This window comes from Sphingomonas sp. PAMC 26621, assembly GCF_000251145.1.
Taxonomy (GTDB): Bacteria; Pseudomonadota; Alphaproteobacteria; order Sphingomonadales; family Sphingomonadaceae; genus Sphingomonas.
Genome location: NZ_AIDW01000026.1, coordinates 14,911 through 38,055 on the forward strand (window position 1 = coordinate 14,911; position 23,145 = coordinate 38,055).

Below are 23,145 nucleotides of genomic sequence, written 5' to 3' on the forward strand. Positions count from 1 at the left end.
AGCGTATGGACATTTGATAGAGAGATCAACGTCTTCAAGTGAAGGGTTCGAAAAATCACGCCGCACCGCTTCACTGTGCTTGTCGTCGATGACGAACCGGCCAATCGGCTTGCGATCGGTCGTCACCTGATCCCCAAAGACTATGTCGTACATTATGCGTCGGACGGTGCGGTCGCCCTCGCCTGCGCACGCCGTGCCGTGCCCGATCTGATCGTCATGGATCTCGAAATGCCGGTGCTCGACGGCTGGATGGCGATCCGTGCCGTCCGTGCGTTGCCGCCGCCGCTGGGGGACGTGGCCGTGCTGTGCTATTCGGCGCAACGCCCCGATGCCGCGCGGTTGCGCGCCGCAGGGTTCGATGGCGTGCTACCCAAGCCCTGCGACGGCGCGACGCTGGCGGCTGCGATTGCGCCGTGGAGCCCGACCGGCGCGCTGGCGTACATCGAACGGCTTGCCCAGGTGTTCGGCGCCGCGGAGATCGCCGCGCTCGTCGTCCGCTTCCGCGATCACCTTGCCCAGGCGCTTGCCGAACTCGACGGCGACACCGATCGCGCCAGTGCGCATCGCATCGCCGGGATTGCGGGGACGCTCGGGTTCGCGCGCGTCGGGCACAGCTTTCTTGCGCTATCGGAAGGCGATGACTCGATGCGCGCGCGGGCGCGCCGCGACACGGCGGCGGCGTTGCGGCAGATCGACCGGGCCGGGTTCGACCGCGACCTTCCCTGAACCGAGGGTCGCGCGCGCGGTCATACCGCGCGCCCGGCCTCGGGCCCGCGGGCGTACAGCGTCGGCGAAGCGCCGACTTCGCGCGTGAAGGCGACGCTGAACGTGCTCGCGGAGCTGTAGCCGACCCGCTGCGCGGCCTCCCCCACGCTGACGCGCTCACGGCGCAACAGGTCCTTGGCGATCGCCATGCGCCAGGCGAGCAGATACGCCATCGGCGCAACGCCGACCTCGCGACGGAAGCGGTCGAAGAAGGTGGAGCGCGACAGCGCCGCCTCCCTTGCGAGCGCGCCGATCGTCCACGCGCGGGTCGGGTCGGCATGGATGCGGCGCAACGCCACCGCGAGCCGCGCGTCGGCCAGCCCGCGCAGCAATCCGGGCGCGGCGCTTGGGCCCGGCGTCGCGCGGAACGCCTCGATCAGCAGCACTTCCAGCAGATGCGCAAGCACCGCATCGCGCCCCGGCCGACCGGCGCGCGCTTCGTCGCCGAGCAATTCGACCAGCATCGTCAGCCGCCGCGCGCCGCGCACGACCACCCGCTCGGGGAGCAGCGACACCAGCAGGGCGGCGTCGTCCGACCCGAAGCGGCAATAGCCGATCATCATGCGCACGTCGGGGGTGCCCGCCGCGCCGAGGTGAAAGACGCCGGGGGCGCGCTCGACCGGTTCGTCCAGCCATCCGACGGGCGGCGGGAGCTGGCTGACCATCGTGAAATCCTGCGCGGCGGGGATCAGGACGAAATCGCCCTGGCCAAGCGGCACCGGCGATTGCCCGGGGATCGCCAGCGTGCACGCCCCCTCGAGCACCGCCGCGTAAAAGGGGTCGGCCGCGGGCGGATGCACCGCCCAGCGTCCGGCCGCCGTCACCACCTTGGAAAAGGCAGCGCGGGGCCGGAGCAGGCCAATCACCTGGGCGAGCGGATCAGGCATCATCGGACTATCTCGAATGTATTGTGGACTTCTAACCGTAGAACGTCCGATACGACCCGCCTATCTCGCTGGCACCGCTTCAGGAGTTCTGACCCATGAATACCGTCCTCATCACCGGCTGCTCGACCGGTTTCGGCCGTGAGACCGCCACCTATTTCCTCGACCAGGGATGGACCGTCGTCGCGACGATGCGCGATCCCGCGGCGAACACGCCGCCCGTGTCGGACCGGCTCCGCGTGCTGGCGCTCGACGTGACCGATCCCGCGAGCATTGCGGCCGCGGTCGGCGCTGCCGGCGCGATCGACGTGCTGGTCAACAATGCCGGGATCGGGTGGCTCAACGCGGTCGAAGGCACGCCGATGGAGATGGTGCGCCGGATCTTCGAGACCAACACCTTCGCGACGGTCGCGATGATGCAGGCGGTGCTTCCCGGCCTGCGTGACCGGCGCGCGGGGGTGATCGTGAACGTCAGTTCGAGCGTGACGCTCAAGGCTCTGCCGCTCCTGTCGATCTATAGCGCCAGCAAGGCCGCGATAAATGCGCTGAGCCGATCCGCCGCGCTCGAGCTCGCGGCATTCGGCATCCGCGTGCATGCGGTGTTGCCCGGCGCCGCGCCTGCGACCAGCTTCGGCAGCACCGCGCGGACGCAAATCGCGGCGCACGGGGGCTTTCCAGAGGCTTATGCCGACTTTGCACAGCAGACGATGGCGGCGATGCAGCAGCGCGGCCCGGAAGCTGCGGTGACGACCGCGCAGGATGTTGCCGAAGCGGTGTTCCGTGCGGCGACTGATCCCGCCTGCCCGATCGTCCTGCCGGCGGGGGCCGACGCGATCGCCTGGTTCGAGGGCCGCTGAAGATAGGCGTACGGGCGCGTTCGATCCGCGTCCGGACGCGGGAACGGCGATGGCGGCGTTCGCACCCGGAGGATATCGGGCCGGGCCGTTTACCTTGGCCACCGCGCCGATTGGACGATTGTTGCGCGGTCCCGCCATCGTCCGGATGAAAGAAATACCAATGCGATCCATAGCGTTAGACTTTGGTCGGAGATCCCCCGCCGCGTCATCCGCAAGTAGGATCGCATTAACCGCAGCGCGCTTGAGTGCCCTCACAGCAACCAGTGGGCAACGAACGTGCGGGCAAGGGACGACAGCAGCGGGAGGATCGGGCGGACCGCGGCGCTGTGCGTCGCCGCGTCGGTCGTCGCCTTCGCCGCCGCGCCCGCGCGTGCGGCGACGCCCGCCGGCACGCCGATCGCCAATACCGCCAAGCTGACCTTTGCCGCGGCGGACGGCAGCACCCCGACGCTGACCTCCAACACGGTGACGCTCCCGACCGCGGAGATCCTCAACGTCACGATCGCCGCCGATATGCCGACGCGTGCGACGCGCGGGAACGAGACGGTCGCGGTCGGCTTCGTCGTCACCAACACCGGCAATGGCAAGGAAGACTATACGCTTGCCGTCAGCAGCGCGGCGACCGGGGTGTCGGTCGACCGGCTCGCGGTCGATAGCGATGGCGACGGTGCCTATTCCGCCACCGCCGACCAGACGCTTGCCCCCGGCGCCGCGCTGGCGCTCGCCCCCGGGCAGGTCGTCCGCGTCTTCGTCCTCGTCGATGCCGCACAGATCGGCGCGGGCACCGCGATCACCGCACGCGTGACGGCGCGGACCGGGAGCGGTGCGGCGGGCACCACCTTCCCCGCGGCGGGGGATGGCGGCAGCGATGCGATCGTCGGCGCGACCGGCGCGACCGCCACCGCCGCGACGCAGCTCTCCCCCACCGCCGGCCTGCCGACGCTGACCAAGTCGCAGAGCGTGTTCGCGCCCGACGGCAGTACCCGCGCGATCCCCGGCGCGATCATCACCTACCGGCTGGTTGCGGGCTTCGTCGGCGCGACGCGCGGCGTGGTGATCGACGATCCGATCCCGGCGGGGACCGCTTACGTCCCCGGCAGCCTGCGGCTCGACGACGCGACGCTGACCGACGCGGGCGACGCGGATGCGGGCAGCGCCGGCGCGGGCGCGATCCGCGTCGCGCTCGGCGACATCGCCGGCGCGGGCAGCCGCACCATCCAGTTCAGCGTGAAAATCCAGTGAGGAGCCCAGCCATGTTCACCCCCCTACGTCTCGCCATCCTGGCCACGTCCGCGATCGCGCTGCCCGCGCTCGCCGCCGGGCCATTACAGGTCGAATCGAAAGTGCTCGCCGAGCAGAAGACGCGCGCGCCCGACGGCACGGTGCGCGTCGCGCTCGCGCCGGTCCGCCGGGTCGTGCCGGGCGACCGCGTCACCTTCATCCTCGCCTATCGCAACACCGGCACCCAGCCGATCGGCAACGTCGTGCTCGACAATCCCGTCCCCAAGGGGATCGCGTACCGCGCCCCCGCCCCGACGTCCGCCGCGCCAGAGGTTTCGGTCGACGGCAGGACCTATGGGGCGCTCGCAAGCCTGCGCGTCGCCACCGCCACCGGCACGACGCGCGCCGCGACCGCCGACGATGTCACCCATGTCCGGTGGCGGCTTGCGCGCCCGATCACGGCCGGCGCGCAAGGCCAGCTCGCGTTCGAGGCCGTGCTGCGATGATCCGCCCCACCATCACCACCAAGACCAACGTGTAGAACAGGGAGTATCACATCATGTTACGGAACAGGGTTCGCACCATGCTGCTGACGGGGTCCGCCGCGGTCGCCAGCATCGCGATCGGCACGGGCAGCGCGCACGCGCAGAGCGCCGCGCAGAACACCACCGCCGGCACCAGCATCAGCAACACCGCCTCGGTCACCTACACCGTGAACGGCACCGCGCAGACGACCAACTCGACCACCGCGACCTTCGTGGTCGATCGCAAGGTCAACTTCACCGTGGTCGCCGACCAGGGCGGCACCAAGACGCAGGTCAACCTCGGCCAGACCGATGCGGTGACCACCTTCCGCGTGACCAACACCACCAACGGCATCCAGGATTTCCTGCTCGAGGCCGACCAATCGCAGATCGTCAACGGGCTCGTCACCGGGATCGACGATTTCGACATGCTCAACCTCAAGGTGTTCGTCGATTCGAACAACAACGGCGTCTATGACGCGGGCGTCGACACGCGGACCTATATCGACGAACTCGCGCCCGATGCCTCGGTCGCGGTGTTCATCGTCGGCAACGTTCCCGGGTCGGGCACGCTCAGCCAGGCCAATGTCGATCTTCATGTGGTGGTCGCCAACGGCGGGCTCGCCAACACGCAGGGCGCCGCGCTGATCCCGACCGACACCAACCTCCCCAATGCCGACGCCACCGTCGACATCGTCTTCGCCGATGATGACGATGACGGGATCGGCATCGACATCATCCGCAACGGCCAGGGCCGCGCCTATGCTTCCTACGAAATCGGCACGCGCAACGTCGCGCTGACCGTGACCAAGTCGGCGCTGGTGTTGTCGGACGGGGTGAGCGTCGGGAACCCCAAGTCGCTCCCCGGCGCGACGGTGCAATATTGCCTGCTCGTCCGCAACGCGACGCTGCTGACCGCCGCCAACGGCGTGCAGCTCAACGACGTGGTTCCCGCCAACACCACCTACGTTCCGGGGTCGATTACGATCGGCACGCCGGGCGGCACCTGCGTGGTGCTCGGCTCGACCGAGGATGACGACGCCGATGACGCGGGCGAGACCGACGGCGTGACCGCGTCGTTCAACAGCACCACCAAGAACGTCAACGCGATCGTCGGCACGGTCGGTGGCGGCGGGAGTATCGCGGTCGCGTTCAAGGTGACGATCAACTAGCCGCCCGCGCGTCCACCCCAACAGGAGAAGTGTCCCCTCGGCGCGCGAAACCCGCGCGCCGGAGAACGCCCCGCCATGTCCAGATCCAGGCATATCGCGCATTTCGGCGCCCTCCTCGGGCTAGCCGCCGTCGTCTCCGGGAACGCTTCCCCGGGGATAGCGGCCGATGTGACGCGGATCGCGAATACGGCAACGCTCGGCTTCGACGCCTCGAGCGGCCGACAATCGATTTCGTCGAACAGCGTGACGCTCGACGTCAACCGCACCAAGCGCCCGACCACGCTCAGTTTCCGCCTGCTGCCCGTCGGGTATCAGTTGACCGGACTGAAATGCGAGACGTCGCCGCAGAAATTCACCCCCGCGCCGATCGACGCCGCGACGCTTGCCACCGCCCCCAAGCTCGCGGCGATCGACGTCGGCGCGCCGCTGATCCTCGTGCTCGACAATGCGGGGGGCAATCGCGACCCCAACGCACGCGAGATCTCGCGGATCACGGTGACGACGCCGACCACGACCGGCTCGATCGAGCTGCTCGAGACGGGGCCGGACACGGGCGTATTCGCGGGCGGCGTTCCCGAAAAGGGCGGTGGCACCCCGGAGATCGCGCCATGCGACGTGACGCGCGGGCGCGGTGCCAATTTCACGCTGTCGTTCCAGGAGGACGACTTCAGCCTCGCGTCGTCCGCGTCGATCCTGGTCGACCCGGCGGGCTATGTGTTCGATTCGGGCACCGGCGCGCTGATCGACGGCGCGACCGTCTCGCTGCTCGACGACGCGGACCAGCCCGCGGTCGTGTTCGGCGACGATGGCACCAGCCGCTATCCGTCGACCGTCGTCAGCGGGACGCAGGCGACCGATGCGAGCGGGCGGAATTACACGTTCACGCAGGGCAATTACCGCTTCCCGTTCGTCGCGCCCGGCACCTACCACCTGCGCATCGTCCCGCCCGGTGCCTATACCGCGCCGAGCACGAAATCGCTCGCGGAGCTGACCGCGCTGCGCGATCCGACCGGGGTCCCCTTCATCCTCAACGACGCGTCGTTCGGCAAACGCTTCACGATCGACACGCCCAACCCGTTCTATTCGGACATTCCGCTCGACCGTGCGGGCGCGAGCGCGCTGCTGATCGCCAAGACCGCGTCGGTACGCGAGGCGTCGCCGGGCGATTTCGTGCAATATCTGGTGAGCGTGACCAATCGCGGGACCGATTCCGCGCGCAACATCCACCTGACCGACATCCTGCCGACGGGGCTGCGCTACGAACGCGGCTCGACGCGGGGGGCGGCCGAGGCGGTGCCCGCAGCGGACAGCCGGACGCTCGATTTCGCGGTCCCGCCGATCGCGCCGGGGCAGCGCGTCGACATCCGCTACGTCGTCTCGGTCGCGCCGGGCGCGCCGACCGGCGAGGCGCTCAACCGCGTGCTTGCGGCGGGCAGCGCGGGTGCCACCAGCAACGAGGCGGCGGCGTCGGTGCGGATCACGCCGCTGCTGTTCACCAGCGGCTTCACGCTGATCGGGCGCGTGACCGAGGGCGGCTGCGGCGACCCCGACAGCGGGCGGATCGGCATTCGCGGGATTCGCCTGCTGCTCGAGGACGGCACCTTCGTCGTCACCGACAAGGACGGATACTATCACGTCGAGGGCATCCGCCCGGGCCGCCACGTCGTCCAGCTCGACACCAACAGCCTCCCCGCCTCGCACCAGCCGGTCGCGTGCGACAGCGACACGCGCACCGCGGGCAGCGCGATCTCGCGCTTCGTCGAGGCGCAGGGCGGGGTGCTCAAGCGAGTCGACTTCCAGCTCCGCCCGACCGGTGTGAAGGCCGCCGCCGCCAACGCGCTGCCGATCACGGTCGCGAGCGACAGCATCGCGGCGGGCGACCGCGACTGGCTCGGCGGGCAGGCCGCCGGCACCGCGATCCTGTTCCCGACCGCGGACACCAACCCACGCGCGCCCGTCACCCGCGTCGTCGTCAAGCATCTGCCGAACCAGCGGGTCGCGCTCAGCGTCAACGGCGTGCTGGCGGAGGCGCTCAACTTCGACACGACCGAGACCGCGGCCGACAAGAGCGTCGCGGTGTCGCGCTGGTCGGGGCTTGGCCTCAAGGCCGGCGACAACCGGATCGTCGCGCGCGTGCTCGATGCCGATGGCAAGCTCGTCACCACGCTCGAACGGACGGTCCACTCGTCGGGCGCGCCGGTGCGCGCGGTCTATGCGCCGGACAAGAGCCGCCTCGTCGCCGACGGCCTGACCCGCCCGCTGATCGCGGTGCGCGTGACCGATCACGACGGCCGCCCGGTCCGCGACGGGACGGTCGTGCCGTTCACGGTCGACCAGCCCTATGCCGCCGCGATCGACGCCGAACTGGCGCAACGCCGCCCGCTCGAAGGCCGTGGCAAGGCATCCGCCACCGCGCGCGTCACCGGCGACGACGGTCTCGCGTTCATCGCGCTCGAGCCGACGACGCAGGCGGGCGCGGTGCATGTCTCGCTCGCGCTGGCCGAAAAGGAGCAGATCCGCACCAGCGACATCCGCGCGTGGCTCGCGGGCGCGCAGCGGGACTGGGTGATCGTCGGCTTCGGGTCGGGGACGCTCGGCTATGATACGCTCAAAGCGCGTACCACCCGGCTGCCGCGCGGGATGCGCGACGGCGTCGTCACCGACGGGCAGATCGCCTTCTATGCCAAGGGGCGGATCAAGGGATCGTGGCTCGCGACGATCGCCTATGACAGCGACCGCACGATCGACCGCACGCGCGGGCTGCTCGGCACGATCGACCCCGACCGCTATTACACCGTGTACGGCGACGGCTCGCAGCAGGGCTATGACGCCGCCACCCAGCGCAAGCTGTACCTCCGGCTGGAACGCCGCAACCTCTATGCGCTGCTCGGCGATTTCGAGACCGGGCTGACCGACACGCAACTCACCCGCTACAGCCGCACGCTCAACGGGGTGAAGGCCGAATATCAGGGCAAACGCATCCTGTTCAGCGCGTTCGCGGCGGATACCGACCAGCTCTATGGCCGCGACGAGATCCAGGGCAACGGCCTGTCCGGCCCGTATCGCCTGTCGGGGCGCACCATCGTCCCCAACAGCGACAAGCTGCGGATCGAGACGCGCGACCGCATCCGCCCCGAGCGGATCCTGTCGACCAGGCTGATGACCCGCCACATCGACTACGACATCGACTCGAGCGCCGGCACGATCCGCTTCCGCGAGCCGATCCTCGGGCGCGATGCGAGCAACAACCCGGTGTTCATCGTCGTCAATTACGAGACCGAAGGCCGCACCCGCCAGCTCGCCGCCGGCGGCCGCGCCGCACTGCGCCTCGCCAAGGGCCGCGCACAGATCGGCGCGAGCGTGCTGCGCGACGAGAGCGTCGGGAATGCGACCGTCGCGGGGCTGGATCTCAAGGCCAAGCCGACCGCCAACACCGAGATTCGCGGCGAAGTCGCCACCGGGGGCAAGCTCGGACTCGCGACCGGGCGCGCCTGGCTCGCCGAGGGTGAGATCCACACGCGGCGGATCGACCTGCTCGCCTACGGCCGCAGCCAGGATCGCGGCTTCGGGCTCGGCCAGCAGAACATCGTCGAGGCGGGAACGCGCAAGTTTGGGATCGACGGGCGCGTCGCGCTGCTCGACAAGCTCGCGCTGACGCTGACCGCGTGGAACGCGACCCAGCTCGACACCCCGGGCGCGCGCACCGCCGCCGAGACCCGGCTCGAATATCGCCGGACGCGCGGCACGCTGTTCATCGGCGGCACCTATGCCGACGACACCGGGATCGACGGCAAGGCGCGCCGCTCGCGGTTGCTGACGCTGGGCGGGACGCAGGACCTGTTCGGCGGCAGACTGACGATCGGCGCGCAGGCGCAGGTCGCGCCGGGCGGCGCCAAGGAGAGCGTCGATTTCCCGCTGCGCCAGCAAGTCACCGCCGCGCTGCGGGTCAGCGACGGGGTGCGCCTGCTCGCCGGATACGAGATCGCGCAGGGTCGCGACTTCACCGCCAACACCGCGCGTGTCGGGTTCGACGTCGCACCGTGGTCGGGCGCGAAGCTGATGAGCACGCTCAACCAGCAGGCCGCGACTCAGGCCACGACGCCGGCCGGCAACACCGCGTCGACCGGGGGCGAGAACGGGCAGCGCACCTATGCGCAATATGGCCTCAACCAGTCGCTCAAGCTGAGCAAGCGCTGGACGCTCGACCTGACGCTCGACGCGAACACCACGCTGCGCGGGCGGGTACCGACGGGCGCGCTGGTCAACGCGTTCGCGAGTACCGCCAACACGCCAATCGCCGGGCAATATGGCAATGACGGCGATTATGTCGCGGCGACGCTCGGCGCTGGGTATCGCGCGGAGCTGTGGTCGTGGAACGGTCGGGTCGAATATCGCCGCTCGGACCAGAGCGACCGCTGGACGATCAACACCGACGTACTGCGGTCGCTCGGCCAGGGCCGGACGCTGGCGGCAAGCGTGCATTATTCGGACCTGACCGACACACGCGGCGCGAAGGCATCGTTCGGCACCGCCGACCTCGCGCTCGCGCTGCGCCCGCAGGACAGCCACTGGTCGCTGCTCGAGCGGCTTCAGGCGCGGAACGAACGTGCGGATGCGGGGATCACCGACCGGAATGTCATCGGCGTCCCCGCATTCGGCGGCGGCTTCCAGTCGACGCTGCGCTTCATCAACAACCTCGCGGTCAATTACCGGACCGAGCCGGAAGGCGCTGGCCACGGGTTCGAAGCGACGGTCTATTACGGCGCGAAGTGGGTCCGCGGCAGCTTCGGCGACGACGATTACACCGGGTTCATCGACGTGATCGGATTCGACCTGCGCCGCGATCTCGGCCGCCGTTTCGACGTCGGGGTGCAGGGATCAGTCCAGCACGCGTGGGACCGCGGCAGCGTCGCGTTCAGCGGCGGGCCGTCCGCCGGGGTGTCGCCCGCGCAGAACGTGTGGATCTCGGTCGGCTACAACATCACGGGGTATCGCGACCGCGATTTCGAGGCGGATCGCTACACGCGCTCGGGCGGCTATGTCACCGCCCGGCTCAAGTTCGACCAATGGTCGCTCGGCCGCGCCGGCCGCACGATCTTCGGGGGCGCGAAGTGATGCGCGCCGCCGGCCACAGCTTATACCTTACGTCTGGGAGAGACTCGATGACCTTCATGGCCCCCATCGCCGTGCCCGCCACCATCACCGAACGGCGCGAGGACGAACGCTACCGCCGCGTGCTCGCGACGGGCAAGCTCAACCTCGACGGGTGCGAGATGTTCTGTTTCGTCCGCGATCTGTCGGTGGGCGGCGCGAAGATCGAGACGCTGACAGTGCCCATGATCGGCCAGCAGCTCCAGTTCGAGATGCGCGGGCTCGGGCCGTGCACAGCGCAGGTGGTGTGGAACCGCGGGTTCCTGGTCGGGCTCGCGTTCGATTCGCCGCAGGATCTGGCGACCGTGTCGGACCGCGGGACGCGCCAGGGCTATTGCGCGCGCGCGCCGCGGTTCGCGACCAACCGGCTGGCGCAATTCCGCGTTGCGGGGTCGCTGGTCGCGGTCGAGCTGGTCGATCTCAGCGCGGGTGGGGCGCGGTTGCGCGGCGCGGGGTTGATACGCCCGGATACGCCGGGGTGCCTGATCCTCGACGGCATCCCGCCGCGCGCGGGGTTCGTGCGCTGGACGCGCGACGGCGACATCGGATTCAAGTTCGCGCCGATCCTCGACTTGCCGACATTGATGCAGATCTTGACCTGAGCGGGGTGACGGCGTGTCGGCGTAAGGGCGCACAGCCGCTATACAAAACTCCGTCATGCTGAACTCGTTTCAGCATCCACCTCTCCACCTGCCCGGCCAGCCGTTGGGCCACGGTGGACCCTGAAACACGTTCAGGGTGACGGCGCGTTCGGGAGCAAGCGCGCGCAGTCGCGATGCAAGACCTCCGTCATGCCGGACGGGTTACGGTGACCTCGGCTAGAAGTCCGCGCGCGCGCCAGCGTCCAGCAGGTCGGCGAGTTCGGTCAACGAGCCTGCCGTATAGTCCCACTCCTGCGCCGCCGCGCGATCGGGCTTTGGCGCGCCGCCGAGTTCGTCCGGCCGGTCGACATAAGCGGTCCGCAACCCGCACGCGCGCGCCGCCGCGAGATCGCTGTGATGCGCCGCGACCAGGCACAGTTCCTCGGGCGCGATGCCGAGGATGTCGGCGGTCCCGAGATAGGCCTGGGGCAGCGGCTTGTAGATACCGGTCGCCTCCGCGCCGAGGATCGCGTCCCACGGCAAGCCGCCGAACCGCGCGAGGTGAAGCATCAGCGCGACGTTGCCGTTCGACAGCGTGACGATCGGGAAGCGCGCCTTCAACCGCGTCAGCCCCGCGACCGAATCCGGCCACGGATCGAGCCGCCGCCACGCCAGTGTGAGGTCGGCGACGTGCTCGGGATCGGCAACGACGCCATGCTTCGCCAACAAGGTATCGAGCGTCTCGTGGTTGAGCACGTCGAGCCGCGTGTACGGCCGCCGGCCGGAGCGGCATTCTTCCATCGCCGGCTGATACAGCCCGCGCCACGCGTCGGCAAAATCGTGCGGGTCGATCCCCGTCACGCCCGCCGCCGCGAAGAACGCGCTCGCCTCGCGCGCGATGCTCGTCCGCCAGTCGACGACGGTCCCGAACACGTCGAAGGCCAAGGCCCGTATCCGGGGCGCGCGGATCACCCCGCGACGATCTCGCGCAACGCGGCGGCAAGTCCGCGCGTCTCGGTCTCGGTGCCGATCGTCATGCGGAGCCCGTTGGCGAGCCCCTGCCCCGGCAGCCAGCGCACGATATAGGCGCGTTCGAGCAATGCCTTGTACGCGGTCTCGGCGGTGACGCTGCCTTCGAACAGGACGAGCACGAAGTTCGCTTCGCTCGCCACGGGGCGGAGGCCCGCGTTGCCGAGCTTCGCCATCTCGTCCGCGAACCACGCGCGCCACACGCGGTTGTGCTCGCGCGACTGGGCGATGAAATCCGCCGCGCCGAGCGCAGCGATCGCCGCCTCCTGCCCCGCGGTGGTGCAGCAGAACGGCGCGCGGATGCGGTGCATCGCGGCAATTGCCTCTTCCGAGCCATAACCCCAGCCGATCCGCTCGGCGGCGAGCCCGTGGATCTTGGAGAAGGTGCGCGTGACGATCACGTTCGGCTGGGTGCGCGCCAGCTCGAGTCCGCCATCGTCATCCTCGGGAGCGAGATATTCGGCATAGGCCTGGTCGAGCACGAGCATGACGTGCTTCGGCAGGCTGGCGTGCAGCCGCGCGATCTCATCCTTGCGTGCGAAGGTGCCGGTCGGGTTGTTGGGGTTGGCGACGAACACGACACGCGTCCGGTCGGTGACGCAGGCGAGGATCGCGTCGACGTCGGTGGCATGGTCCCTGTCGTCGGCGGTGACGAGCGTCGCGCCGACGCGGCGGGTCGCGATCTCATAGACCGCGAAGCCGTAGCGGACCTGGATCACCTCGTCGCCCGGGCCGGCATAGGCCCCCGCGATCAGGTGGAGCACTTCGTCCGACCCGGTGCCGTAGATGACGCGCGCGGGATCGAGATCGTGATGCGCCGCGATCGCCTCACGCAGCGCGACTGCGCCCGCATCGGGATAGCGCGCAAGGTCGCCCGCATGGCGCGAGAAGGCGGCAACCGCCTGCGCGCTGGTGCCGAGCGGGTTCTCGTTCGACGACAGCTTGATCACGGGGGCATCGCCATCCGTGGTCGAGCGACCTGGGACATAGGGAGCGATGGCCATGACCCAGGCCTTGGGAAGCGGTGCGTTCATGGGACGCGCGTTAGCGTTTGGCGCGCGGGATGGAAAGGGTTTGGGCACCGGCGTCACGCGCCGCCGAGGGGCGCGCCTTCCTCGATCATCTGCGACAGCTCGTCCCGCGCAGCATCGAGCGCGATCACCCGAGTGCGCGCGTGATGGATCTGCTCGACGTCCGCGGGTTCGCGGTCGGACGACGCGTGCTTGGCGGCTTCGCGCGTGGCGAGGTCGACCACGGCGTTCCGATATTCCGCCCGGGCCGTGACGAGCGCCGCATCCAGGGCCGTCGTCAGTTCGTTCGATGAAACCATTTTCGCCTCGCTTGCAATTCGGGGCCGGGGTGAACCGGCGTGCGGAGGCTCAACACGCCAGCGAGGCGGTGGTTGCTACCGGCGGGGGATTAACCGGCCGCGCGATCGATCCGGCGCTGAGGTCGCCCGATCCCCTCGCTTCGCGGAGTGTTTCCCCGGCGAAGGCCGGGGCCCAGTCGCGGGCGGTTGATTGGCGCGTGCTGCGCTCCGTTACAACGACCTTCGCTACTGGGCCCCGGCCTCCGCCGGGGAAGGGCTTTTTGGAGAGAAGCGATCTCAAGAACTCGGACGTCGTTTAGCTCCGCCGGCTGGACGCAGCGTTGCGCGTGGCGCATCCCGAACCGCCGTGATCCGCTCGCCGTCGGATCGAGCGCGAGCCGAGTAGCTTTCTAGCGTTCGGCGGATGCAGCCTCGCGCTGGACATCTTGGAGAATACGGATTGCTCGCTCCGCCATCGACGCGGGGACAAACACATTATCGTGATGATAGGCTGCGATCATGTTGCAGGGGATGCCATTATCCGCGAGCGCCGTTGCGACGCCGGCTGTCAGGCCGACGCCGTCGAGCGCAGAATACACCTCCAACACGATCCGGCGCATCGGCATGGATAAGTCGAAGCCGTGTTGGCGAGCATCGTCCTCGATGAGAACTATTGCAACGCCTTCGTCCTCCCGAAAGATTGCCACACTGCAACGCAATAGTGCGGCTGCAATGGTTCCGTCATTGGTTGTACAGAAAAAGTAAGCGCCCTCTTTGAGGACAGGCTTCATACCTGCGAGCATGGCTTGCCGCTCGCGCACCAAATTTTGCGTCATCCATCACCTGAACACCAGAATTAGCCGATCATGACCCAGCCTGACGGATCAGGCTGGGCGGCTAATTCGATGCTCGTTGGTAAAAGCGCAATTCATGTCGTCGTCATATCCTCGGCAGCGCGCGCCGCCTAGCCTCGCTGCGAGGAAGCAGAATCCGACATTCCTGATCGGGAACGACAAACGGGCCTGATCGTGAACGACAAACGGGAAAGCCGGGGTGTGCCGATGGTGTCGCGAAATTGCTTCCCCGGCGACGGCCGGGGCCCAGTCGCGGGCGGTTGATTGGCGCGTGCTGCGCTCCGTTACAACGACCTTCGCTACTGGACCCCGGCCTCCGCCGGGGAAGTTCTTTAGAGAGAAGCGAGTTTACGAGCGCGGACGCCGCGTCGCACCACCCGCCGGACGCAGCGTCGGGCGCGGGGCGTGGCGGACCGGCGCGGGGCCGTTCGCGCGACGCGGTGCGCGTTCGGCCTGTTCGGGGCCGCCCTGGACCGCCTCGAACTGGACCGCGCCTTCGGCTTCCTGGCCTTCGGTACGCTTGACCGCGGACATGAACTTGCTCGCGATCGCGCTCGGCACCTGGAACATCGTCTCGTTCGCGGCGATGCGGATCGCACCGACCTCGTTCTTGGTGATGTGCCCGCGACGGCAGATCAGCGGCAGGATCCAGCGCGGATCGGCGTTCTGGCGGCGGCCGATGTCCATGCGGAACCACACCACGTCGTCGAAGCCGTCGCGGTGATGCTCCTTGCCCGCTTCACGCGACGCGCCACCGGCACCCGAACCGCTCGCCTCGATCATCTCCTCGGGCGCGGGCATCCGCGCGCGATAGCTGCGGACCAGCGCGGCTGCGATATCCTCGGGGCTCTTCTTCTCGAGCAGCTGCGCACCCAAGGCGCGATCGTCCTCGTCGATCTCGACGTCTTCCATCAGCATCGTCATCAGCCGCGACTTGTCGGCCTTGCGGATGTCGTCGACGGTCGGCGCGTTCATCCACTCGACCGCGATCCGCGCACCGCGCAGCATCATCTCGACGCGGCGCTTGCGCTGATACGGCACGATCAGGATCGCGGTGCCCTTCTTGCCCGCACGACCGGTCCGGCCCGAGCGATGCTGGAGCGTCTCGGCGTCGCGCGGCAGCTCGACGTGGATGACGAGGCTGAGCGACGGCAGATCGAGCCCGCGCGCGGCGACGTCGGTCGCGACGCAGACGCGTGCGCGCTTGTCGCGGAGCGCCTGCATCGCGCTGTTGCGCTCGTTCTGGCTATGCTCGCCCGACAGCGCGACCGCGGCGAACCCGCGCTCGATCAGCCCGGCGTGGAGATGGCGGACATTGTCGCGCGTCGCGCAGAACAGGATCGCGGTCTCGGCTTCGTGGAGACGCAGCAGGTTGACGACGGCGTTCTCGATATCCGCCGGCGCGACGGTGACCGCCTGGTAGCTGATGTCGCCGTGGCCACGGTCCTCGCCGACGGTCGAGATGCGCAGCGCATCCTTCTGGTAACGCTTCGCCAGCGCGACGATCGACTTGGGCATCGTCGCCGAGAACATCAGCGTGCGTCGCCCCTCGGGCGAGGCGTCGAGGATCAACTCGAGATCCTCGCGGAAGCCCATGTCGAGCATCTCGTCGGCTTCGTCGAGGATGACCGCCTTGAGGTTGGACAGGTCGAGCGCGCCGCGCTCGATGTGATCACGCAGACGACCCGGCGTGCCGACGACAATATGCGCGCCGTGGCTAAGCGAACGACGCTCACGGCTGGCGTCCATCCCGCCGACGCAGGTCGAGATGCGCGCGCCGGCCTTGGCGTAGAGCCATTCGAGCTCGCGGCTGACCTGGAGCGCGAGTTCGCGCGTCGGCGCGATCGCGAGCGCCAGCGGCGCGCGCGGCGGCGGGAGGCGGCCTTCGTCCTCGGTGAGCAACTGGGGGGCGATCGCGAGGCCGAACGCGACGGTCTTGCCCGACCCGGTCTGCGCGGACACGATCAGATCGCGGCCTTCCGCCTGCGGTTCGATGACCGAGGCCTGGACGGGGGTCGGCGCGGCATAGCCACGGGCGGAGAGCGCTTCGGCAAGAAGCGTGGGGAGGTGTGTAAAGGGCATGGTATTCCGAATATGGGGGCGGCGGGGGCGCGCGCCAAATCAGGCCCCTAGCACGGGTGTGCGGAAAATGCACGGGGGGTGTGGAAAACGACTAAGCCGCGCGTTCCGCATCCCATTGCGACGGGTCGAGCGTCATCTGCGCGATGTAGCTCGACCGGCTTACTCCCGCCGCCCGCGCCATCGCATCGAGCCGCTTCAGCACGCGTCGCGGCAGGGTTACGTTGACGCGCTCGATCGTGTCCTCGAACAGCGCCGGGTCGAGGGTGATCACGCCGAAACCCCATCCGGCAAAGGCCGGGTCAAGCCGCACCGTATCCAGGCTTCGCGCCAGGGGTATGCCGCTGCCGGAATCGAGGGCCGCGTCGATCCAGGCGGCAGCGGCTTCTTCGGCCCCACGCAGCGCCTCGTCCAACGTATCCCCGGCGGAGAAACAGCCGGGGAGGTCTGGCACCACCACGCCGAATGCGGTGGTTTCGGTGCCGGGTTCGATCGCGATGGGGTAGCGCACGGGAGCCTCCTCAGATCTTCGCCTGCTTGCGGATCGCCGCGACCAGTCCCGCCCCCAGATCTTTCTTGGGGTGCGGTACGACAATATGGCCGCCGCGATCCGGATGGGTGAACACGTGGTGCGATCCGCGCACGCGATCGAGCATCCATCCCGCCGACATCAACTCACGAATGAGATCGGCGCTTTTCATCGTGCGCATCATACACATCGAGGTGTTGGGAGCAAACGTTTTGGCGGTCTCGCCGCGCGGCAGCGCCAGGCCTAGACCGCCATCCCCGCCGCCCAGCCGCTCGCCCACGCCCACTGGAAATTATACCCGCCAAGCCACCCGGTCACGTCGACCGCCTCGCCGATCGCATACAACCCCGGCACCTTGCGCGACTCCATCGTCTGCGAGGACAGTTCCGCCGTGGAAATCCCGCCAGCCGTCACCTCGGCCTTGGCGAACCCCTCGGTGCCATTCGGCGTGAAGCGCCAGTCCGCGAGTTGTCGCGCGGCCGCGTCGATCGCCTTGTCGGTCGACGCCCCCATCTCGCCCTCGACCCCGAGCCGGTCCGCGAGCGTCTCCGCCAGCCGCCCGGGCAAGTGGTTCGACAAGGCCGACGCCAGCGACACGCGCGGGCGCGCATGTTTCGCCGCGACCAGCCAGCCGGGCTTGAGCGCGGGGAGGAAGTCGATCCCGACCGGCTCGCCGTGCCGCCAATAGGACGAGACCTGCAGGATCGCCGGGCCGCTCAGCCCCTTGTGCGTGAACAAGGCCGCCTCGCGGAAATGCGTCTTGCCGACCTTGGCGACCACTTCGGCGGCGACTCCCGAGAGCGAGCGGAACAGCGTTTCCTCGCCGCCGAGCGTGAGTGGCACGAGCGCGGGGCGCGGCTCGACGATCTTCATCCCGAAGCGGCGGCCGAGATCGTAGGCGAAGCCGGTCGCGCCCATCTGTGGGATCGACGGGCCGCCGGTGGCGATCACCAGCGCAGGCGCGGTCGCCGTGCGTGCGCCGACACTGACGCGATACTGCCCATCCGCATGCTCGACATCCCGCACCGCGCCGCCGAGCGCGATCTCGACCGCGCCCCCGTCCCGCGCCGCATCGCATTCGTCCTGGAGCATCGCGACGATCTGCTTGGCCGAGCCATCACAGAACAATTGCCCGAGCGTCTTCTCGTGCCACCCGATCCCGTGGCGATCGACCAGCGCGATGAAATCGGCGGCGGTGTAGCGCCCGAGCGCGGACTTGGCGAAATGCCGGTTGGCGGAGATGTAGCGGTCGGGCGCGGTGTTGACGTTCGTGAAATTGCACCGCCCGCCACCCGAGATCAGGATCTTTTTGCCGATCTGGTCGGCATGATCGATCAACAGCACGCGCCGCCCGCGCTGGCCCGCGATCGCGGCGGTCATCAGCCCGGCCGCGCCGGCGCCGAGGATTATGGCATCATAGGTTTGGAGTGAGGTCATGTGGGCTGCCATAGAGCCAGCGGGCGGCAAACAGAACCCGGTGCATGGCTTCCGAGCGCCCGCGCCCATCTGCACCCGCACCATCCCACCGCCGTCATGCTGAACTCGTTTCAGCATCCACCGTGCAGGCAGCACGGACCGGACTCGGGGCGCGGTGGACCCTGAAACAAGTTCAGGGTGACGCTTGGTAGGAAAAGGCCGCCCCCCGCCCCTGCCCCCGGCCTGCAGACCGCCGCCGCCAAAACGCCCCCCAAACGAACGCAAAGGCTTTACGTCGCCAACGATCCCCCTCTACAACCCCACCATACCCGATCCTCGAAAGGTCCCCCGTCATGCGTGAAGCCGCGATCGTTTCCACCGCCCGGACGCCGATCGGCAAGGCGTATCGCGGGGCGTTCAACGTGACCGAGGCCCCGGTGCTCGCCGCCCACGTGATGAACGCCGCGGTCGAGCGTGCCGGAATCGACCCCGCGCGGATCGACGAGATCTTCTGGGGTGTCGGCAACCAATGGGGCAGCCAGGGCGGCAATGCGGGGCGGATGGCGACCTTCGCCGCGGGACTGCCGCAGACCGTCCCCGCCTTTACGCTCGATCGCAAATGCGGCTCGGGGCTGACCGCGATCGCGCTCGCCGCGCGGTCGATCCTGTGCGACGAGATCGACGTCGCGCTCGCGGGCGGGATGGAATCGGTGAGCCTGACCGTCACCAAGGACGCGCCGCGTTTCGTCAACAGCTCGGTCACCGACCGCGAGCCAGCCGCCTATATCCCGATGATCGAGACCGCCGAGATCGTGGCGCAGCGTTATGGCATCACCCGCGCCGCGCAGGACGCCTATGGGGCGCAGAGCCAGCAGCGCGCCGCGCGGGGGCTCGAGACGGGCGCGTTCGTCGAGGAGATCGCGCCGATCACGGTCGAGAAGGCGCTGTTCGACAAGGCGGGCACCCGCACCGGGAGCGAGACCGTCACGCTCGCGCAGGACGAGGGGATTCGCCCGGGAACGACGCTGGAGGCGCTGTCCGGACTCAAGACGGTGTGGCCGGGGGGCGAGTTCACCGGCCCGGGCGAGACGATCACCGCGGGCAACGCGAGTCAGCTGTCGGACGGCGCATCGGCGCAGATCGTGATGGATCACGCCACGGCGAAGGCGGAAGGGCGGGACGTGCTCGGGCTGTACCGCGGGTTCCAGGCGGCGGGGTGCGCGCCCGACGAGATGGGGATCGGCCCCGTCTTCGCGATCCCCAAGCTGCTCGCGCGCGCCGGGCTGAGCGTCGCGGATATCGGGCTGTGGGAACTCAACGAGGCGTTCGCGTCGCAATGCCTCTATTGCCGCGACACGCTCGGGATCGATCCGGAAAAGTATAACGTCAACGGCGGCGCGATCGCGATCGGTCATCCGTTCGGGATGACCGGGTCGCGGCTCGTCGGCCATGCGCTGATCGAGGGACGCAAGCGCGGGGTGCGCTGGGTCGTGGTGTCGATGTGCACCGCGGGCGGGATGGGCGCGGCGGGGTTGTTCGAGATCGTGTAGCGGGATCTGTTTGGGGAAAGCACTCCCTCTGACGGTCTCGATGTATCGCCGCGCATGGTCGCTACATCCCGGCCAAGGTTACCCTCACTCCGCCAGTCGCGTCTCGATCCGCGGGTCGCCCGCGAGCGTGCGATGGACCGGGCATTTGTCCGCGATCACCAGCATCCGTGCGCGCTGTGCGTCGGTCAGCGCGCCCTGCAGCGTCACCACCCGCTCGAGCACCTCGATCTGCGGCCGCCCGCCCGCCGCCGCGGCGCAATCGTCGGCGTGATGGCGGCGGTGGTGCAACGTCACCGCGACACCGTCGAGCGGGATCCCCTCGTTCGCCGCGACCAGCCGGAGCGTCATCGCGGTGCACGTGCCGAGCGCGGCGAGCAGCAGGTCGTACGGCGTCGGCCCGAGATCGCTCCCGCCCATCCTGAGCGGCTCGTCCGCAAGGAAGCTGTGCCCCGCCGATTCGACGATCTGGACGAATTTCGCCTCGGTCGAGCTCACGCGGACATGGCCCTCAGGCACCTCCCCCACCGGCATCGCCGCGCCGAGGAACGGCTGGACCCAGGCGGCGATGAGCTGCGCGGCGTAGCTCGCCTGCGCGGGATCGGTCAGCAGATGGTCCGCGCCATCGAGCGCGACGAAGCTCTTGGGGTGTTTCGCCGCCTCGAAGATCGCGCGCGCATTCTCCACCCCAACGGTCGCGTCGGTCGCCGAATGCAGCACGAGCAGCGCGCGCTTCAAATGCGCGAGCCGGTTCGCCTGATCCTGTCCCTCGACCGAGGCGAGGAACTCGCGCCCGATCCGGAACGGACGCCCGCCGATCGACACCTCGCGCGGTTCGTCGGCGAGGTCGTCCGCCCCCTTGATGAGATGCAGCACGTGGCGCGGATCGAACGGTGCGGCGATCGTCACCACCGCGCGCGCCGCCGGGATATGCTCCGCCGCCGCGATCACCGCCGCGCCGCCGAGCGAATGGCCGATCAGGATGTCGGGCGCGCCGATGTCGCCCGCGAGGAAATCCGCCGCCGCGACCAGATCCGCGACGTTCGCGCTGAAGTGGCTGTCGGCGAACGCGCCCTCGCTCGCGCCCAGTCCCGTGAAATCGAACCGCAGCGTCGCGATCCCCTGTTCGGCGAGCGCGAGGCTGACGCGGCGCGCGGCATGGCTCTGCGCGGTGCAGGTGAAGCAATGCGCGAACAGCGCGACCGCGCGCACCCGGCCGGGCGGGCGCTCGAGCGATCCCGCCAGCATCACGCCTTCCGCATTGGGGAACCGAACCTCGCGCTTCATCGTCTGTCTCCGTGCCGGCGGGACGATTGCCCGCACCCGGCGCGCGCTCTACCATGCGCGGACACATCGGGGGAAATCGCATGGCGCACGGCACGACGTTGATCACCGGCGCGTCCGCCGGCCTTGGCGAACGCTTCGCGCTCGCGGTGGCGGCGACGGGGGAGAACGTGATCCTGGTGGCGCGCCGTACCGACCGGCTCGAGGCGCTCGCGCAGCGGATCCGGGTCGACCATCAGGTCGCCGCCGACGTCATCGCGAGCGATCTCGCCGCGCCGGGCGCGCCCGCCGCGCTGATCGCCGAAGTCGCGCGGCGCGGGCTGGCGGTCACCACGCTGATCAACAACGCGGGCTACGGCGCGCGCGGCGCGTTCGCCGAGCTCGATGGCGCGATGCAGGCACGGATGATCGACCTCAACTGCCGCGCGCTGGTGGAATTGTGCCATGCGGTGCTGCCGGGGATGCTCCAGCGGCGCGACGGCGCGATCCTCAACGTCGCCTCGACCGCCGCCTTCCAGCCGGGGCCGTGGATGAGCGTCTATTATGCGACCAAGGCGTTCGTGCTGAGCTTTTCGGAAGGATTGCACGAGGAAGTGAAGGCGGGCGGCGTGCGCGTGTCGGCCCTGTGCCCCGGGCCGACGCGGACCGAATTCGCCGAGGTCGCGGACATGGGGGACAGCGAACTGTTCAAGCGTTTCGCGACCGAGCCCGACGCGGTGGTCCGCGACGGGCTGCGCGCGCTCGAGGCGAACCGCGCGGTCGCGGTTTCGGGGCTGCTCAACAGCGTGATGGCGGGCGCGATCCGCTTCACGCCGCGCGGGGTGGCGCGATCGATGGCGGGGTCGTTGCAGAAGACGCGGGGGAAGTAGCGGCGGATGCCCCCTCCGTCATTCCCGCGGAGGCGGGAATCCATACTGGCTGTCCGCGGGTTTCCTTCCCCGCGTCCGGCTAATGGATCCCCGCCTCCGCGGGGATGACGGGATGTGGCGAGGGCATCGCGCCCCTGTGCCCTGCCCCGCCCGCCGTTCAGTTCGCAAAAAGCAGGACCGGCGTTTCCAGATACTTGCGCAGCGCCTGGACGAAGCTCGCGGCATCCCAGCCGTCGACCACGCGGTGATCGCAGCTGATCGACAGGTTCATCAGCTTCGCACGCACGATCTCATCGCCGACAAATATGGGCCGTTCGACGATCTTGTTCGGCCCGATGATCGCGACTTCGGGGCGGTTGATGACCGGCGTCGTCGCGATCCCGCCGAGCGGGCCGAGCGAGGTGACGGTCAGCGTGCCGCCGCCCATCTCGTTCGGCGCGAGCTTGTTCGCGCGGGCGGCTTCGGCAAGGCGCACGATCTCGGTCGCGAGCTGCCACACGTTGCGGTCCTGCGCGTCGCGGATGACGGGGACGGTGAGGCCCGCGTCGGTCTGCGTCGCCATGCCCATGTGGACGCTGCCGTGCCGAGTCACCACGCCCGCCTCGTCGTCGTAGCGCGCGTTGAGCATCGGGAAGGCCGGGATCGTCTTGCAGATCGCGACGATCAGCAGCGGGAGCAGCGTCAGCTTGGGGCGGCCGCCACGGTTGGCGTTGAGGTCGGCGCGCATCGCCTCCAGCGCGGTGACGTCGATTTCGTCGACATAGGTGAAGTGCGGAATCGCGCGCTTCGACGCGGCCATGTTCTCGGCGATGCGGCGGCGCATGCCGATGACCTTGATCGCCTCGTCCGCGCGCGCGTTCGAGGCGTGCGGGGCGTGGTAGCCCTGGCCGCTGCCGTAGCGGAGGAATGCGTCGAGATCGCTGTGGCGGATGCGGTCGCCCTCGGCCTTGATTTGCGACAAGTCGACGCCAAGGTCCGCCGCACGCGCGCGGACCGCGGGGGACGCGAGGACGGCCTTCTTCTCCCTCTCCCCGCTTGCGGGGAGAGGGTCGGGGAGAGGGGCAGTATCGGGCG

General features: G+C 69.1%; 20 protein-coding genes. 9 read left to right on the top strand and 11 right to left on the bottom strand.

Annotated elements, in window-relative coordinates:
• Window positions 1–75: 75 nt before the first annotated feature.
• Window positions 76–726 (top strand): response regulator, encoded by a 651-nt coding sequence (locus RI03_RS14915; protein WP_010218252.1) that lies wholly within the window; start codon window positions 76–78, stop codon window positions 724–726.
• Between the two features lie 20 nt (window positions 727–746).
• Here RI03_RS14915 and RI03_RS14920 read toward each other — a convergent pair whose 3' ends face one another.
• On the bottom strand, window positions 747–1,655 hold the full coding sequence (locus tag RI03_RS14920; protein ID WP_010218253.1) for an AraC family transcriptional regulator: 909 nt from the start codon (window positions 1,653–1,655) through the stop codon (window positions 747–749).
• A 92-nt stretch (window positions 1,656–1,747) separates the two neighbouring features.
• Between RI03_RS14920 and RI03_RS14925 the strand changes: the two genes are divergently transcribed.
• From RI03_RS14925 to RI03_RS14950, 6 genes are all read left to right on the top strand, one after another.
• Window positions 1,748–2,506: an SDR family NAD(P)-dependent oxidoreductase gene (locus RI03_RS14925; protein ID WP_010218255.1), complete on the top strand. Its 759-nt coding sequence runs from the start codon at window positions 1,748–1,750 to the stop codon at window positions 2,504–2,506.
• Window positions 2,507–2,782: 276 nt separating this feature from the next.
• Complete coding sequence (locus RI03_RS14930; protein WP_010218256.1) at window positions 2,783–3,748, top strand: hypothetical protein; 966 nt, start codon at window positions 2,783–2,785, stop codon at window positions 3,746–3,748.
• Window positions 3,749–3,759: 11 nt separating this feature from the next.
• Window positions 3,760–4,233, top strand: a complete 474-nt coding sequence (locus RI03_RS14935; RefSeq protein ID WP_010218257.1) for a DUF11 domain-containing protein — start codon at window positions 3,760–3,762, stop codon at window positions 4,231–4,233.
• 53 nt (window positions 4,234–4,286) lie between these two features.
• Window positions 4,287–5,423 carry a hypothetical protein gene (locus RI03_RS14940; RefSeq protein ID WP_238542395.1) on the top strand — a complete coding sequence of 379 codons (1,137 nt, stop codon included), beginning with the start codon at window positions 4,287–4,289 and terminating at the stop codon, window positions 5,421–5,423.
• A gap of 168 nt (window positions 5,424–5,591) precedes the next feature.
• Complete coding sequence (locus RI03_RS14945) at window positions 5,592–10,538, top strand: DUF11 domain-containing protein (protein ID WP_010218259.1); 4,947 nt, start codon at window positions 5,592–5,594, stop codon at window positions 10,536–10,538.
• Between the two features lie 47 nt (window positions 10,539–10,585).
• Entirely contained in the window at window positions 10,586–11,176 is a 591-nt protein-coding gene (locus tag RI03_RS14950) for a PilZ domain-containing protein (protein ID WP_238542396.1), read from the top strand.
• A gap of 216 nt (window positions 11,177–11,392) precedes the next feature.
• Here RI03_RS14950 and RI03_RS14955 read toward each other — a convergent pair whose 3' ends face one another.
• From RI03_RS14955 to RI03_RS14990, 8 genes are all read right to left on the bottom strand, one after another.
• Window positions 11,393–12,100 carry a haloacid dehalogenase type II gene (locus RI03_RS14955; RefSeq protein ID WP_010218261.1) on the bottom strand — a complete coding sequence of 236 codons (708 nt, stop codon included), beginning with the start codon at window positions 12,098–12,100 and terminating at the stop codon, window positions 11,393–11,395.
• 23 nt (window positions 12,101–12,123) lie between these two features.
• On the bottom strand, window positions 12,124–13,218 hold the full coding sequence (gene hisC / locus RI03_RS14960; RefSeq protein WP_010218262.1) for a histidinol-phosphate transaminase: 1,095 nt from the start codon (window positions 13,216–13,218) through the stop codon (window positions 12,124–12,126).
• 53 nt (window positions 13,219–13,271) lie between these two features.
• On the bottom strand, window positions 13,272–13,514 hold the full coding sequence (locus RI03_RS14965) for a hypothetical protein (RefSeq protein WP_010218265.1): 243 nt from the start codon (window positions 13,512–13,514) through the stop codon (window positions 13,272–13,274).
• A gap of 389 nt (window positions 13,515–13,903) precedes the next feature.
• Window positions 13,904–14,329, bottom strand: a complete 426-nt coding sequence (locus RI03_RS14970; RefSeq protein WP_037515391.1) for an ACT domain-containing protein — start codon at window positions 14,327–14,329, stop codon at window positions 13,904–13,906.
• Window positions 14,330–14,695: 366 nt separating this feature from the next.
• Window positions 14,696–16,429, bottom strand: coding sequence for a DEAD/DEAH box helicase (locus RI03_RS14975; protein ID WP_010218270.1), 1,734 nt, complete (start codon window positions 16,427–16,429; stop codon window positions 14,696–14,698).
• A 91-nt stretch (window positions 16,430–16,520) separates the two neighbouring features.
• Window positions 16,521–16,937 (bottom strand): type II toxin-antitoxin system HicB family antitoxin, encoded by a 417-nt coding sequence (locus RI03_RS14980; protein WP_010218271.1) that lies wholly within the window; start codon window positions 16,935–16,937, stop codon window positions 16,521–16,523.
• A 10-nt stretch (window positions 16,938–16,947) separates the two neighbouring features.
• A complete protein-coding gene (locus RI03_RS14985; protein ID WP_010218272.1) occupies window positions 16,948–17,235 on the bottom strand; it encodes a type II toxin-antitoxin system HicA family toxin in 288 nt (95 codons plus the stop codon).
• A complete protein-coding gene (locus RI03_RS14990) occupies window positions 17,199–18,392 on the bottom strand; it encodes an NAD(P)/FAD-dependent oxidoreductase (RefSeq protein WP_010218273.1) in 1,194 nt (397 codons plus the stop codon). The genes RI03_RS14985 and RI03_RS14990 overlap by 37 nt, the downstream gene beginning before the upstream one ends.
• Before the next feature lie 332 nt (window positions 18,393–18,724).
• Here RI03_RS14990 and RI03_RS14995 point away from each other — a divergent pair, with 332 nt between their 5' ends.
• Entirely contained in the window at window positions 18,725–19,921 is a 1,197-nt protein-coding gene (locus tag RI03_RS14995) for an acetyl-CoA C-acyltransferase (protein ID WP_010218274.1), read from the top strand.
• Window positions 19,922–20,005: 84 nt separating this feature from the next.
• Here the strand turns inward: RI03_RS14995 and RI03_RS15000 are convergent, their stop codons facing one another.
• A complete protein-coding gene (locus tag RI03_RS15000; protein WP_010218276.1) occupies window positions 20,006–21,205 on the bottom strand; it encodes a bifunctional alpha/beta hydrolase/OsmC family protein in 1,200 nt (399 codons plus the stop codon).
• An 80-nt stretch (window positions 21,206–21,285) separates the two neighbouring features.
• On the opposite strand from RI03_RS15000, the gene RI03_RS15005 reads away from it, so the two are divergent.
• A complete protein-coding gene (locus RI03_RS15005) occupies window positions 21,286–22,071 on the top strand; it encodes an SDR family NAD(P)-dependent oxidoreductase (protein ID WP_010218279.1) in 786 nt (261 codons plus the stop codon).
• Between the two features lie 157 nt (window positions 22,072–22,228).
• On the opposite strand, the gene RI03_RS15010 is transcribed toward RI03_RS15005, so the two are convergent.
• Window positions 22,229–23,145, bottom strand: a 917-nt coding sequence (locus tag RI03_RS15010; RefSeq protein WP_010218281.1) for a dihydrolipoamide acetyltransferase family protein, incomplete at its 5' end; no start/stop codon positions are given.

Coding starts and splice junctions, on each gene's coding strand:
- RI03_RS14920 (WP_010218253.1), bottom strand. CDS start 1,655: ATGATGCCTGATCCGCTCGCCCAGGTGATTGGCCTGCTCCGGCCCCGC.
- RI03_RS14995 (WP_010218274.1), top strand. CDS start 18,725: ATGCGTGAAGCCGCGATCGTTTCCACCGCCCGGACGCCGATCGGCAAG.
- RI03_RS14935 (WP_010218257.1), top strand. CDS start 3,760: ATGTTCACCCCCCTACGTCTCGCCATCCTGGCCACGTCCGCGATCGCG.
- RI03_RS15000 (WP_010218276.1), bottom strand. CDS start 21,205: ATGAAGCGCGAGGTTCGGTTCCCCAATGCGGAAGGCGTGATGCTGGCG.
- RI03_RS14970 (WP_037515391.1), bottom strand. CDS start 14,329: ATGACGCAAAATTTGGTGCGCGAGCGGCAAGCCATGCTCGCAGGTATG.
- hisC (WP_010218262.1), bottom strand. CDS start 13,218: ATGAACGCACCGCTTCCCAAGGCCTGGGTCATGGCCATCGCTCCCTAT.
- RI03_RS14940 (WP_238542395.1), top strand. CDS start 4,287: ATGTTACGGAACAGGGTTCGCACCATGCTGCTGACGGGGTCCGCCGCG.
- RI03_RS14965 (WP_010218265.1), bottom strand. CDS start 13,514: ATGGTTTCATCGAACGAACTGACGACGGCCCTGGATGCGGCGCTCGTC.
- RI03_RS14990 (WP_010218273.1), bottom strand. CDS start 18,392: ATGACCTCACTCCAAACCTATGATGCCATAATCCTCGGCGCCGGCGCG.
- RI03_RS14925 (WP_010218255.1), top strand. CDS start 1,748: ATGAATACCGTCCTCATCACCGGCTGCTCGACCGGTTTCGGCCGTGAG.
- RI03_RS14975 (WP_010218270.1), bottom strand. CDS start 16,429: ATGCCCTTTACACACCTCCCCACGCTTCTTGCCGAAGCGCTCTCCGCC.
- RI03_RS14950 (WP_238542396.1), top strand. CDS start 10,586: ATGACCTTCATGGCCCCCATCGCCGTGCCCGCCACCATCACCGAACGG.
- RI03_RS15005 (WP_010218279.1), top strand. CDS start 21,286: ATGGCGCACGGCACGACGTTGATCACCGGCGCGTCCGCCGGCCTTGGC.